The organism is Streptomyces sp. NPDC094032 (assembly GCF_040303965.1).
GTDB lineage: Bacteria > Actinomycetota > Actinomycetes > Streptomycetales > Streptomycetaceae > Streptomyces.
In genome coordinates this window covers 1-12,858 of the sequence record NZ_JBEOUE010000029.1, presented here as the reverse complement: position 1 = coordinate 12,858, position 12,858 = coordinate 1, and the positions used below count along the sequence as shown (strand labels likewise).

Below are 12,858 nucleotides of genomic sequence, written 5' to 3'. Positions count from 1 at the left end.
CAGCACGTAGACCCGCGAAGGGAGCGGAGCACCATGAACGAGAACGAGTACCTGGTCGAGATCACCACCACCATCCCCGAAGGCACCCCCGCCGAGGAGGTCGACCGCCGCCGCGCCGCCGAGGCGGTACGCGCCCGCGAACTGGCCGCCACGGGTCATCTGGCCCGCCTGTGGCGCCCCGTCGGGGAGTTGCGCAGCATCGGCGTCTGGCGCGCCGCCGACGAGGCCGAACTCCACGACAAGGTGCTGGGAACGCTGCCGCTCCGCCCCTGGATGACGATCACCGTGACCGCGCTCGAAGCCCACCCCAACGACCCCGGCCGGACGCCCTGACGCCCTGACGGCCGGTCGGCGCGGTGGCGGTGGGGCTTTCGGTGGGGCGCCGTCGGCTCGGGCCGTCAGCCCTTCGGCCCGTCGCCCAGGACGGCTTCGACGTGCGCCGCGAGCGACGATCGCAGCTCCTCCGCCGTCATCCCCTGATCGTCGATCAGATACGCGACGAGATCGGCGCGGATCGCGGCCAGCAGGGCATGGGCGGTGAAGTCCGCGACATGGACGCCGGGCACGTCGTCCAGTGCCGCGCGAAGGGTCTCGTGCCACCAGCCGTAGTGCCCGGCCTCGTACGGGCTGCTGAGCCCGGCGTCCTCCGCGGCCGACATCAGATGCCGGTTCTCGATCTTGAAGCGCAGCGCGGCATCGAGGAGGTCGAGGACCCGCTGCCGTGGTGAGGACCCGGTGGCGTCCCGTACGGCTTGCTTCAGGGGTTCGTCACGGGAGGCGATGACGGCGGCGATCAGGCCGGCGCGGTCGCCGAAGCGGCGGAAAAGGGTGCCTTTGCCGACCCCCACGGCGGCGGCGATGTCGTCCATGGACACGCTACGAGGGCTGTCGCTTGGCGATGGCCCGGTCCATGCCGGCCAGCATCGTGGCGAACTCCAGCGTTATCTCGGTGGCCCAGCGGTCGCGCAGTTGCTCGAAGGTCAGCCGCCGGTGGGTGACGGGCCGACCGGTGACCTCGGCGATGAGCGCGGCGACATCGTCGTAGCTCAGGGACTGCGGCCCGGTCAGGACGAGGTCGGTGCCGGGCACCCGCTCGTCGGTCAGGGCGCGTACGGCGACGGCGGCGATGTCGTCCGCGTCGACGAACCCGACGCGCCCCTCCCCCGTGGCGGTCCGGATCGCACCGTCCTCGCGGATGCTGCGCGCGTGGGGCGTGCGGCCCACGAAGTTCTGCATGAACCACGAGGGCCGCAGCACCGCCCACTCCTCGAACAGACCGGGCAGCGCCGCGTGCACCTGCCCCACCGCCGGACCGCCCGCCGGGATCGCCGACGAGCCGAGCAGTACGGCACGGCGCACACCCGCGGCACGGGCCTGGCGCAGGAAGGGCAGCATGACCGTGGCGGGGTCCGAGGAGCCAATGGGCGGGACGAGGTAGACACGGTCGGCGTGGTCGAGCGCCTCGTCCCAGGTCGCGGGCGCGTCCCAGTCGAACCGGACCGGCCGCGCACCGCCCACGGGAGTCCGCTTATCGATCCACCGTCGAACAGAACGACGTTTTCCCTGTTGGCGACGGGTGGGCCGGCCATGCACACTGCACCGCATGGAGTTGATCGCGCGGGGCCGGGACGCCGATGTGTACGCCCTGGACGAGTCCAGGGTGCTGCGGCGGTACCGGCGTGGGGGGCCCACCGGTCTGGAGTCGCGGCTGATGACGCACCTCGCGGCATGCGGCTATCCGGTGCCACGGGTGTACGAAGTCACCGGCACCGACATGGTCCTTGAGCGGCTGGCCGGGCCGACGATGATGGACGCCCTGGCCCGGCGCCCGTGGCAGGTGGGCTCGCTCGGGCGTGAGCTCGGGCGGCTGCACGAGCGGCTGCACGCGCTGCCGGCACCGGAGTGGTTGCCGAAACGGTTCGGCACGGTGGGTGACGACCGGGTGCTGCATCTGGATCTGCACCCGGGCAACGTCATGCTGACCGGGCGGGGCCCGGTCGTCATCGACTGGTGCAACGCGGGCGCCGGTGATCCGGCCGCCGATGTCGCGATGACCATGGTGACCGTGGGCGGTGCGGACGTGCCGGGCCTCGCCGCCCGCCTCGGGCGGGGGCTGTTGCTGCGCGGCCTGCGCGGCGGCTGCCGGACCGATCCGGCGGCTCGCCTGCGCGAGGTGGCCGAGGCGAAGCTGGGCGACCCGAACCTGACGCCCACGGAGGCGGCGTGGCTGCGGCGGCACGCCGCCGGCGGCGGCGAAGGGGCGTAGGTCAGGCGGCGAACACCGCGTCGCGCACCCCGCTCCGCGACGTGACGGGACGGAGGGCCCGCAGCTCCCGCAGCCAGAGCTCATGGGACAGCAGGGAGAGGACCGCCCGGGACCCCTCCGGGGTCGGGGTGCGGTGCTGCGCGGTCAGGAACGCCTCCACCGAACGGGGGTCGAGGCGGCCGTCCCGGGTGAGGTCGGACGGAGCGAGGACGTCGCGGGCGAGGGCCGTCAGCGGACTGCCCCGCGTGAGGAGCGGTACCGGAGCGGGAGGTGCCAGCGGCGGCCGGGCGTCCCGCGCGCCGCGCCGAGGTACGCGGACCTCGACCCCCCAGGCCGCGCCGAGGTGGTCGAGTCGTCGTAGCTGCCCGTCGCGGAGGGGCGCGGACCGCTCACGGCCCTCGGCGTGCGCGCGCACGTACGCGCCGTACTCCGGCGTGTAGAGGGATTCCCGGAGCCGGGCAGGGACGCCCATGGGGCGCACGTGCCCCGGTCGCGTCCGCTCCGCGAGGGCGACGGAGAAGCCCGCCCGCACCGCGCCCCGCAGCAGGAGGGAGGTCTCGACGGCGGCGGGATCCGGGTCCGGCTGGCCGAGGTGCCAGATGGTGCGCGGCAGCAGGTCCGCCAGCTCCCTCGGGTCGGCCACGATCGGGTGCCGGACGACACGGACCCTGCGGTCGGTGAGCGGGCGGGGGCCGCTCGACGGCCTGCGGGCTCCTCTGCGTACCAAGTGGAAGGTGTGCAGGCGGGTATGGCCGAGCTCCGCCAGGTGGCGGGCCGCCGACACCGCGAGGTCGCCGGGGGTCCCGTCGTCAGGACCGATCACGCACACCCTGCCGTCGGCCGGCAGGACGCGACGCGTCTCCTCCCCGGGATCCGCCGCCCCGCCGCCGCCCCGGCGCCCCACCCGGACCCGCAGCCCGCTCGTCCCCGTGGCCACCGCGACGGCGCCCGCCGGCAGTGCGGTGATGCCGTCGAGGTGTGTCCGGTCGCCGCGCGGTGGGCCGAGCGTCAGGACGTCGTCGAGGGAGAGCTCGCGCGGGCGGGCGGGTACGTGGGAGAAGGCGAGCAGGCCCGGCAGTTCGGAGGCGAAGTGCACGGCGCCGTCCGGGGCCGAGTGGTGGTACAGGGTCTTGGCGCCCTGCCCGTCGGTGGCGAGGACCAGCCGGCCCGGGCCCCGGAGGTCGACGACGGCGACCGCGAACATGCCGTCCAGTTCGGCCGCGAACTCCGTTCCGTACGTGGCGTAGAGCGCGGGGAGCAGTGCGCCCGCTCCCGTGTCCGGCACGACGTGGCCCCGGCCGCGCATCCGCCGCCGCAGTTCGCGGTGGTTGTAGATCTCGCCGTCGAGGACGGCCACGACACCGGGCACGGAGGGGAGCCGGCAGGGCCGGCAGTCCGCCGAAGGGGTGCCGGCGGCGAGCCGGTTGCTGCCGAGCGCCCATCGCTCGCCGTGCAGCAGACCGGTGCCGCCCCGCCCGCCGTGCCGCTGCCGTCCCGCCGCCGCCGCGAGCTCGTCGGGCAGCACGGGCGCCCCGAAGGAGCCGAAGAGCCGTGCGTGATGGGGCGCTTGGCCGGTGCCCTCCAGGATCGTCACGGGGTCGGCAACCCGGTCAGCCGACGTGCGAGGCGGATTCCGCCCGCTCGGCGGAAGCCTGCCTGTCCGTCGCCGCCCCCGCGTCCGTCGTGTGGGGCTCCCGGATGTTCGCCGCCCGCCGTCCGACCACCTCCAGGAGCAGATACCCGATGACGGTCACAGCCGCTCCCGCGTAGATCATGTTGTGGTAGAGATCCTTCTCGTACCCGTGCCCATGGCTCCACATGTCGAGGGCGCCGCCCAGGGTCTGGAGCAGACCGCCACACAGCACGGCCCACAGCACGCGGGCCGTGGGGCTGTCCGCCGTGCGCCGCGCGAGCACGATGACCGCCATGGCGAGGACGGTCAACTGGCCGACGTAGATGCCGCCGTGGACGGTCAGCAGTTCGCTCGGCGGGATCGCCACCTCCGACAGGTGCTGGTTGTGCCAGAAGCTGTCGTAGAGAAAGCCGCCGAACTCCACGACGAGTGCCGCCGCCATGGTGATCCTGAGGGCCGTCGGGTTCCTCATCGTTCCTCCCGTGGATGGATGGTCCGCCCAGGGTGTCGCCGGCGGCCGCCGCGGACGCCCCCGGAGCGGACCGGCAGCTCGGAGTACCCGGACGGGCAGTGCCCCGCCCGGCCCGGTCGGCCCGTCCGACGGACCTTCTTCCGCACCGTCGCCGAGGAGTTGGCTGGCCCTCACCGATTACGTCAAGGGAGTGATGATGGCGGTCTTCCCGAGCGGCGAGTGGCTCGACGACTACGTCGAGCGCATCAACTCGTCTCCCGAGTTCGCGGATGCTGCACGGACCTTCGAAGCGGACATCTCCTACGTGTTCGAGGCCGAGCCGGAGCTCGGCCACCAGCGGGACGTCTGGGCGCGCGCCGGCGTGGGCGGCGGCAAGTGCCTGTGGTGGAAGTACGACGTGGGACCGGAGGAGGGCCGCGAGTCGCAGTTCGTGCTCCAGGGGCCGTACTCGCTGTGGAAGCAGATCATCCTCGGCGAGGTCGATCCGATGGAGTCCATGCTGGACGGGGACCTCGCGGTCACCGGACACCTGCCGACCCTGCTGCGCTACGTACGCGCCGCCAACGCCCTGGTGAACCTGGCCGCCTCCGGCACCACGTCCTTCGCGGACGAGGCCCAGGGGGCGGGCCTGGCGGCCGGGACGACCGCCCCGTGAGCGGCGGTACGCCCGCGCCGGCCGTCTCCTCCGAGGTGACGGCCGGCCCGTGGGACCTGCGGGTACGCGTCGAGGGCGAGGGCCCGCCGGTCGTCCTGCTGCACGGGCTGCTGACGGACGCGCGCGCCTGGGACGAGGTCGTGGCGCGGCTGCGCGACCGGTACCGGCTGATCCTGGTCGACGCCCCCGGCCACGGCGGCAGCCCCGCCCGGCCGGGGCCGTACACCCTGGAGGAGGAGGCCGACGTCGTCGCCACGACGCTGGCGGGGCTGGGTCTGACCGGACCGATGGTCTGGGCCGGGCACTCCATGGGCGGGATGAAGGCGCTCCGGGTCGCGCTGCGGCACCCGGAGCTCGTCTCGGCGCTCGTGCTCGTCTCCACCCAGCCGTACGAGGAACCGGAGCGCACGGCCCGCCCGTACTACGCGATGGTGGAGGCGGCCCGCACGTGGGGCATCGACGCGGACCTCGCCGAGGTCATCGGGCGGCTCAACTTCCACCCCGGCTTCCTCACGACACCGCGCGGGCGCGGGTGGCTGGAGCACTTCACCACCCTGTGCGGCGCGGACATCGAGCAGGCCTGCGACGCGGTGTTCGGGCGCGGGGACATCTCCGGGCGGCTGGCCGAGATCGACGTCCCGGCCCTCGTGCTGCACGGGGCCTCCGACATTCCCATCCGGATCGGAGTCACCAGGGCCTGGGCTCCGCTCCTGCCGCAGGCGCGGCTCGTGGAGGTCGCGCACTGCGGTCACACCCCGCAGTGCGAGCAGCCCGCGCTCGTCGCCGAACTTCTCGACAGCTTCTGCCGACAGGCCAGCGGGACCGCGTCCGTCCGCTGACGCCGTCCGACGACACCTGGGAGTCCCCTTGAGCGACCGGATCTACACCCTGCCCATCGAACAGACGAAATGGAAGGTGCCCAGCGGCAACACGACCGTCTTCACCTGGGACTACGACGAGGGCAGCGACCGCCTCCTCAGTCTGTACGAGAAGGGCAAGGCGAAGCAGTGGAACGCCTCCGACCGCATCGACTGGTCGATCGAGGTGGACCTCGACAGCCCCGACCTCGTGCCCGACGAGTACGTCCCCATCTTCGGGTCCCGGCTGTGGGACCGGCTCGGCACCGAGGACCGCCAGCGGGTCAAGCAGCATGTGACGTCCTGGCAGTTCTCGCAGTTCCTGCACGGTGAGCAGGGCGCGCTGATCTGCGCCTCCAAGATCGTGCAGACCGTCCCCGACCTGGACGCCAAGTTCTACGCGGCGACGCAGGTCGTCGACGAGGCGCGGCACGTCGAGGTCTTCTCCCGCTACCTGCGGGAGAAGGTCGGCTTCGCCTACCCGATCAACCGCAGTCTCCAGGCGCTCCTCGACGACACCATCCAGGACAGCCGCTGGGACCTGACCTACCTGGGCATGCAGGTGCTCATCGAGGGCCTCGCCCTGGCCGGGTTCGGGGTGACCCGGGACCAGACGCGCGAGCCGCTTGCCCGTGCGCTCAACGCGTACGTGATGCAGGACGAGGCCCGGCACGTCGCCTTCGGCCGGCTGGCGCTGCGCGAGTACTACAAGGAGCTCACCTCGGCGGAGCTGGCGGACCGGGAGGAGTTCTGCGTCGAGGCCTGCTACCTGCTGCGGGACCGGTTCCTCGGCGAGGAGATCTGGGAGCACCTGGACCTCGCGCCGGCCGAGGCCGTGGCCCACATCAACGGCAGCGAGGCGTTCCAGCTGTTCCGGTCGCTGCTGTTCACCCGCATCGTCCCGACCCTGAAGGACATCGGGATGATGGGGCCCAAGGTGCAGCGGGCCTTCGCCGAGATGGACGTCCTCGGCTACCAGGACATCGACCTGGAGGCGGTGATGGCGTACGACGAGGAGGCCGCGGACGCCATCGACGCGCAGCGGATCGCCCAGGTGAAGACGACCATCGACGTCGGCGCGGGCGCCGGCGCCGACGCGTGAGCGCGGAGGAGAGTGGGCCATGGCCATCGACAGGACCGCGTTCGACCGGCTCGCCGAAGTGGTCGCCGACCGCAAGGGCGACGGGCTCGTCGCGTACGCCCGGGAGCACGACGGCGGCCCGGAGGGGCTGCTGGACGACGTCTTCACCAACATGACGAACGCCTTCCTGCCGGAGAAGGCGGCGGGAGAGCGGGCCGACTTCCAGTACGTGCTGCGGCTGGGCGGCGACGAGGAGTACCTGTACTTCCTCTCCGTCGCCGACGGCACGTGCCGGTGGGGCCGGGGCACGGTCGCCGCGCCCAAGGTGACCATGCGGGTCAAGGTGCCCGACTTCCTGCGGCTCGTCACCGGGAAGCTGCACAGCATGCAGGCGTTCCTGACCGGACGCGTACGGATCTCCGGAGACACGTTCTACGCCTCCAAGTTCGAGAAGTGGTTCGAGCGTCCCTGACCGGGACGCGCGTCGCCGCGCACTGATCTCCTGCCGCCGGCAGAGGGCCGCCCCCGCCCTCTGCCGGCGGCAGGTGCGTGTCCGGGCTCAGCAGACCGGCAGGAACCCGTCGGCGGGCAGCAGGTGCGTGAGGACGTGGGCGAAGGCGCCGAGGGCCGCGAGTCCGGGGAGGCTGAAGACGATCCGGGCGAAGGACACGGGGGCGACCTCGGGCGGCAGTCCCGTCTCCAGCTGGGTGAGCCGGTGCTCCAGGAGGCAGCCCGCACCGCCGGGGACGAGCCAGGGGAACAGGCGCTCCGAGCCGCGGCCGACGAGCCGGCCGCCGCCGAGGGTCACGAGCAGGGCCCCGGCCACGGCGGGCACGCCGCAGGCCCGTACCGCCGCCGCGTCGGCGTCCAGCTCCCGGTGCAGCGCCATGCTGCCGAGCACCCGCTCGGCGACCGGTACGTGGAAGAACATCGAGCGGGCCAGGTAGAAGCAGAGGTAGCGCAGCGGATCGCGGCGCTCCGCGTGGCAGCGCTCGTGCCGGAGCACCGCTTCCAGTTGGCGCGGCGAGAGCCGCCGGACGAGACCGGTGCTGACGACGACGTACGTGCGCACCAGCCCCAGGGTGAGGGCGACCGGCCGGTCGTCGTGGAGGAGCGTGACCCGGTCGAGGAGACCGGCGCGTCGCACCACCGGGATCAGCGCCTCGAAGCACGCGCACCGCGACGACGACGCGTCCCTGAGCCGCCGGCGCAGGCGCAGAGCGGTGTCCAGCGCGCGGGCGGCCGCTCCCAGCGCCCCGGCGATGGGTCCGCTGAGGAACAGGCCGAGTGCGGCGATCCGGGGCAGCAGCCAGATGCCGCGTACGGTGTCCCAGCACAGGATCTCGGCGAGCGCCAGGTACTGGGACAGCAGCACGAGGAGGGCGCCGCCGCGCCTGAGCATCCCGTGGGATTCCGCCGACACCCTCCGCCCTTCCATCCGCCCTTCCGTCCGCATGACGCGTGACGCATGACGCATACCGCCCGGTGCCCACCTTGGCAGGCGGGCACCGGGCGGCTCCATGGGCGTCTCAGTCCTCGTCCGTCTCCGTGGACACCTCCTTGACGACGGCCGCGAGGTTCCGCTCCAGGGCCTCGGCGAAGGCGCTCATGGTGCTGTCGTCGAAGCGGTGGGCGCTGTACCCGATGGTGAACGTGAGCCTGCGGCCCACCACGTACCCCAGGACGTCGAGGTCGCGGAAGCGGGTGCCGGTCGCCGAGTGCTGCTCGCCGAAGGACATCCGCGGCACGCTGAGCAGGTCGGACCTGAGGAACACCTCGTCGACCTGGCCGACGTAGTTGAGGCCGACCGGGGCGGCCGGTCCTTCCACCAGCGCGGGCTCACGCAGCAGATGGCGCAACAGGCCGTATCCCGCGCCCTGTTGGGGCACCGCGGCCAGTTGGGCGTGGACCGCGTCGAGCCGTTCGGCCGCCGGGGCGTCCGGGTCGACCGTGACGAGCGTCGGGGTGATCGTGGAGAACCGGCCGACGGTCCTGGCGACGGAGAGACCGGGCAGCGGTATGTCCCTGCCGTGGCGTTCGAGGTCGACGAGGACGGCGCGCTCGCCCGACCCCGGGCCGTCCGCGACCGGCAGCGCGCCAACGAGCGCCACGAGCAGCGTGTCGAGGATGTCGGTGTCGCGGGCGGCGGGGATCTCCCTCAGGACGGCGTCGGTGAGGTCGTGGTCGAGCCGGAGGGTGAGCGTCCGCAGGCTCTCCAGGCGGTTGGGCCCGTCCTCACGGTCGTACCGCAGCCGCGTCCCGGGGTCGCGGTCGCGCCAGTACGTGAGCTCGGCCTGCGTCGCCGTGTCCTCGGCGTGCCGGCGCAGGGCCTCGGTCCACGCGGGGAAGGGCGTCGTCTTCGCCGGCAGTACGGCACGGTCGGCGCCTTCCTCGTACTGGAGGTACGCCGAGAGGAGGTCCTCCAGGAGCAGCCGGGCCGAGTAGTGGTCGACGGCGAGCCAGTGTCCGAGCACGAGCAGGCAGTGCGGCCGTTCCCCGAGGTCGAAGTAGGCCAGCCGGACGATCGGGCCCTCGGCGAGGTCCAGACTCCGCTGCAACCGGTCCGCGGTGCGGGTGACGGCCTCCTTCTGCTCGCGGGAGGTGAGGTCCGGGAACGCGTGGAACGACAGGGGCACCCCGTCCGGGTCCGGCTCGGCGACCGAGGCCGCCCATCCGTCGGCCGGCCCGTCCTGGGCGAAGCGCAGCCGCAGTCCGTCGTGGTGCTCCAGGATCCGGGCCGTGGCCTTGCGCAGGGCGTCCGCCTGGAGCGGCCGTTGCAGCGAGAGCAGGAAGGACGCGTCGTTCCAGTGGTGCCGCTCCGGGAGGTCCTGGGACAGGAACCAGAGCTGGTTGGGCGTCATACCGGTGGGTCCGCTGACGACGCCCTGGTCGGCGACGGTCCTGCCCCGCGTGGTGCGGAGGGCCTGCTCGGCGACGGTCGGGTGGTCGAACACGGTACGGAGTTCGAGGCCGAGCCCAGCGGAGTCCATGGCGGCGACGGCCCGGAGGGCGAGCAGGGAGTCGGCGCCGAGCTCGAACACGTTGTCGTGGACGCCCAGCTTCTCCAGGGCCAGGAGGTCGGTCCAGATGGTGGTGAGGGTGTGTTCCTCGGGGGTGGTGGGCGGGACGAAGGGACGGGCGGAGGCCTGACCGGGGTCGGGGAGAGCCTTACGGTCGACCTTGCCGTTGGCGGTCAGGGGGAGGGAGTCGAGGACGGTGATCGTGGGCGGGACCATGTAGGCGGGAAGCACCTTCGCCAGCTCGGCCCGCAGCAGGTCGGTGTCCAGGTCCGTGTCCGAGTCGGGCGCGGGAACGGCATAGGCCGCGAGGCGGCGCGGTCCGCCCGGGGTGCCGAGCGCATGCGCCACCGCGGTCTCCACGCCGGGCTGGCGCAGCAGGGCGGCCTCGATCTCGCCGAGCTCGATCCGGTAGCCGCCGATCTTGACCTGGAAGTCCTCGCGGCCAAGGAACTCGATCGTGCCGTCCGGGAGGTACCGCCCCAAGTCACCGGTCCGGTACAGGCGTTCGCCCGTGACGGGGTGGATGACGAACGACTTCGCCGTCCGCTCCTCATCACCCCAGTACCCGAGCGCGACACCGACTCCGCCGATGAACAGCTCCCCGGGCACGAGGTCGGGCCTCGGTCGCATCGACTCGTCGAGGACGTGGAAGGTCTGGTTCACCATCGGCCGGCCGTACGGAATGCTCCGCCACGACGGATCCACCTCCCCGACCGGGTACGCGATCGACCAGATCGACGCCTCCGTCGCACCGCCCAGGGATACGACCGCCAGGCCGTCCACCAGGTCCCGCGCACGATCCGGCAGGCCCAGCGGAATCCAGTCACCCGACAGCAGCGCCAACCGCAGCCCCACACCCTCCGCGCCACGGGTATGCACGTACTCGGTGAACAGCTCGAACAGCGCCGGAACCGAGTTCCACACCGTCACCCGCTCGTCGCGGACGAGGTCCACCCAGTGCGCGGGCTCGCGCAGCTTGTCCGCGTCCGGAAGGACCAGCGCACCACCCGCGGCAAGGACGCCGAAGATGTCCCACACCGACAGGTCGAAGCTGAGGGAGGAGAGTCCCAGGACGCGGTCGCCCTCACCCACCCGGAACCGCTCGTTCACATCGACGACCGTGTTCACGGCACCCCGATGGTCGATCATCACGCCCTTCGGCTCACCCGTCGAACCCGACGTGAAGATCACATACGCCAGGTCCGAAGCCGCCTGCACCCACGCCAGCGGCTCATCCGAGACCCCGGACCACTCCGCTTCCTCGTCCACCGACCACACGGAGACGTCCTGCGGCCAGGCGATCCGCCGCGCCAGGGAGCTCTGGGTCAGGACGAATCGCGTTCCGGTACGGGCGCAGAGCTTCTGAATCCGCTCCTCGGGCAGGTCGGGGTCGACGGGGACATAGGCTCCGCCCGCCGCCAGCACACCGAGCACCGCGACGACCTGCTCCCAGCCCTTCCGCGCACTGACCACGACCGGCTCACCGACCCCGACGCCGCCCTCGCGCAACCGTCGCCCGACCCGCAGCGCACGCGACGCCAGTTCGCCGAACGACATCCGGCCGCCGCCCGACCACACCACCGCATCCCGCTCCGGCACCCGCCGCGCCGCCGCGAACACCCGCTCATGCAGCAGCCCGCCCGGGACCACACCCCGCGTGTCGTTCACCTCGTCACGCACCACCACCTGCGCGGCGGGCAGCGGGACGAGGTCGGTGGCCTGCCAGTCCTCGTCGGCGCCGTCGACCAGGCGGCGGACGAGCTGCTCGTAGGCGGTGAACATGGCGTCGAGGAGGCCGGGTTCGAAGAGGTCGGCGCGGGCGTCCCAGGCGGTGACGAGTCCGTCGCCACGCTCGTACACCTGGTGGTCGAGGGAGACCTGGGGGGTCTGGGAGATCGCCTCCACCTGCCGGCCGAGTCCGGGGATGTCCTCGGGGACGGTCCGGCCGATGGCGCTGGTGAACACCACCGGCATCACCGCACGCTCGGCACCGAACTCCCGCGCCAGATCACGCAGAACACGCACACCCCCATACGCCCGATGCTCCAGCCCCTCCCACACCTGACGCTGCAATCCACGCACCCGCTCCACGAACCCCACCGGAGCCGACACATCCGCACCCACCAACAACACCGACGTGAAGTCACCCACCAGCCGGCCCACATCACCATGCAACGGCCAACGATCCGCCACCGTGAAATTCAACGTGAACCGCGACGACTTCGACCACACCCCCAACACCTCGGCATACACACCCGCCAACACCGCCGAAGGCGTCACACCCCAACCCGCAGCCCGCTCACGCAACCGCGCCCAACCACCCCCATCCAAAACGAACGACCGACGCACAAACCCCGAACCCGAACCCCCACCACCCGAAACCAACGGCAACTCAGGCGCCGGAGCAATACCACCCAACCGCCCACGCCAAAACTCCCGAGCACGCTCAAACCCCGCACTCCCCTCCACACCCTCCAACGCCCGCACATAATCACGGAACGAACAACCAATCTCCGGCAACACCACCCCCAAATCCGCATACAACAGACCCCACTCCTCAAGAAGAATCTGCACCGAACCCGCATCCGCCACCAACAAATCCAAACTCAAATGCACCCGCCACACACCACCCCCCAACACCTGCGCCCGCACCTCAAACAACGGCCACCGATCCGCCTCCCGCACCTCATGCGACAACCCATCCCGCACCTCAGCAACCCGCCCCAAAGCAACCGAAGCCTCAAGACCCGACAGATCCTCCACACCGATCACCACCGGCGGAACCGACTCCAAAATCTCCTGCCGGCCATCCCCCCGCACCACCGCACGCAACATCTCATGCCGCCCCACCAACACATTCAAAGCAGCCTCAGC

The 12,858-nt window shown here is 72.0% G+C and carries 11 protein-coding genes and 1 pseudogene; 6 read left to right on the top strand and 6 right to left on the bottom strand.

All coding sequences use genetic code 11. The annotated features are described in order from the left end of the window. The first annotated feature begins 33 nt into the window (after nucleotides 1–33). Nucleotides 34–333, top strand: coding sequence for a muconolactone Delta-isomerase family protein (locus ABTZ54_RS30325; protein WP_351669242.1), 300 nt, complete (start codon nucleotides 34–36; stop codon nucleotides 331–333). A gap of 65 nt (nucleotides 334–398) precedes the next feature. Here the strand turns inward: ABTZ54_RS30325 and ABTZ54_RS30320 are convergent, their stop codons facing one another. Together ABTZ54_RS30320 and ABTZ54_RS30315 are read right to left on the bottom strand one after the other, a co-directional pair. Then, on the bottom strand, nucleotides 399–869 hold the full coding sequence (locus ABTZ54_RS30320) for a TetR/AcrR family transcriptional regulator (RefSeq protein ID WP_351669240.1): 471 nt from the start codon (nucleotides 867–869) through the stop codon (nucleotides 399–401). Between the two features lie 25 nt (nucleotides 870–894). Beyond that, nucleotides 895–1,605 (bottom strand): annotated as a pseudogene (locus tag ABTZ54_RS30315) (Rossmann-fold NAD(P)-binding domain-containing protein); the annotation flags it as partial. Here ABTZ54_RS30315 and ABTZ54_RS30310 point away from each other — a divergent pair. After that, entirely contained in the window at nucleotides 1,604–2,266 is a 663-nt protein-coding gene (locus ABTZ54_RS30310; RefSeq protein ID WP_351669238.1) for a phosphotransferase, read from the top strand. The pseudogene ABTZ54_RS30315 and the gene ABTZ54_RS30310 sit on opposite strands and share 2 nt — an antisense overlap. A gap of 1 nt (nucleotide 2,267) precedes the next feature. Here ABTZ54_RS30310 and ABTZ54_RS30305 read toward each other — a convergent pair whose 3' ends face one another. Together ABTZ54_RS30305 and ABTZ54_RS30300 are read right to left on the bottom strand one after the other, a co-directional pair. Next, complete coding sequence (locus tag ABTZ54_RS30305) at nucleotides 2,268–3,860, bottom strand: asparagine synthetase B family protein (protein ID WP_351669236.1); 1,593 nt, start codon at nucleotides 3,858–3,860, stop codon at nucleotides 2,268–2,270. Between the two features lie 16 nt (nucleotides 3,861–3,876). Beyond that, nucleotides 3,877–4,371, bottom strand: coding sequence for a hypothetical protein (locus tag ABTZ54_RS30300; protein ID WP_351669234.1), 495 nt, complete (start codon nucleotides 4,369–4,371; stop codon nucleotides 3,877–3,879). Between the two features lie 196 nt (nucleotides 4,372–4,567). On the opposite strand from ABTZ54_RS30300, the gene ABTZ54_RS30295 reads away from it, so the two are divergent. From ABTZ54_RS30295 to ABTZ54_RS30280, 4 genes are read left to right on the top strand one after another with little or no spacing between them, the layout of a single operon-like run. Continuing rightward, nucleotides 4,568–5,026 carry an SCP2 sterol-binding domain-containing protein gene (locus ABTZ54_RS30295; protein ID WP_351669232.1) on the top strand — a complete coding sequence of 153 codons (459 nt, stop codon included), beginning with the start codon at nucleotides 4,568–4,570 and terminating at the stop codon, nucleotides 5,024–5,026. Then, nucleotides 5,023–5,865: an alpha/beta fold hydrolase gene (locus ABTZ54_RS30290; RefSeq protein WP_351669230.1), complete on the top strand. Its 843-nt coding sequence runs from the start codon at nucleotides 5,023–5,025 to the stop codon at nucleotides 5,863–5,865. Before ABTZ54_RS30295 ends, ABTZ54_RS30290 begins: the two co-directional genes overlap by 4 nt. Before the next feature lie 28 nt (nucleotides 5,866–5,893). Continuing rightward, a complete protein-coding gene (locus ABTZ54_RS30285; RefSeq protein ID WP_351669228.1) occupies nucleotides 5,894–6,985 on the top strand; it encodes a ferritin-like domain-containing protein in 1,092 nt (363 codons plus the stop codon). A gap of 19 nt (nucleotides 6,986–7,004) precedes the next feature. Then, nucleotides 7,005–7,436 (top strand): SCP2 sterol-binding domain-containing protein, encoded by a 432-nt coding sequence (locus tag ABTZ54_RS30280; RefSeq protein WP_351669226.1) that lies wholly within the window; start codon nucleotides 7,005–7,007, stop codon nucleotides 7,434–7,436. 87 nt (nucleotides 7,437–7,523) lie between these two features. Here ABTZ54_RS30280 and ABTZ54_RS30275 read toward each other — a convergent pair whose 3' ends face one another. Together ABTZ54_RS30275 and ABTZ54_RS30270 are read right to left on the bottom strand one after the other, a co-directional pair. After that, nucleotides 7,524–8,387, bottom strand: coding sequence for a M56 family metallopeptidase (locus tag ABTZ54_RS30275; protein ID WP_351669224.1), 864 nt, complete (start codon nucleotides 8,385–8,387; stop codon nucleotides 7,524–7,526). A gap of 106 nt (nucleotides 8,388–8,493) precedes the next feature. Then, nucleotides 8,494–12,846, bottom strand: coding sequence for a non-ribosomal peptide synthetase (locus tag ABTZ54_RS30270; protein ID WP_351669222.1), 4,353 nt, complete (start codon nucleotides 12,844–12,846; stop codon nucleotides 8,494–8,496). Between the last annotated feature and the right edge of the window lie 12 nt (nucleotides 12,847–12,858).

Excerpts from the sequence above, each read along its gene's own strand:
- ABTZ54_RS30325 (WP_351669242.1), top strand. The coding sequence starts at position 34 with ATGAACGAGAACGAGTACCTGGTCGAGATCACCACCACCATCCCCGAA.
- ABTZ54_RS30320 (WP_351669240.1), bottom strand. The coding sequence starts at position 869 with ATGGACGACATCGCCGCCGCCGTGGGGGTCGGCAAAGGCACCCTTTTC.
- ABTZ54_RS30310 (WP_351669238.1), top strand. The coding sequence starts at position 1,604 with ATGGAGTTGATCGCGCGGGGCCGGGACGCCGATGTGTACGCCCTGGAC.
- ABTZ54_RS30300 (WP_351669234.1), bottom strand. The coding sequence starts at position 4,371 with ATGAGGAACCCGACGGCCCTCAGGATCACCATGGCGGCGGCACTCGTC.
- ABTZ54_RS30295 (WP_351669232.1), top strand. The coding sequence starts at position 4,568 with ATGGCGGTCTTCCCGAGCGGCGAGTGGCTCGACGACTACGTCGAGCGC.
- ABTZ54_RS30280 (WP_351669226.1), top strand. The coding sequence starts at position 7,005 with ATGGCCATCGACAGGACCGCGTTCGACCGGCTCGCCGAAGTGGTCGCC.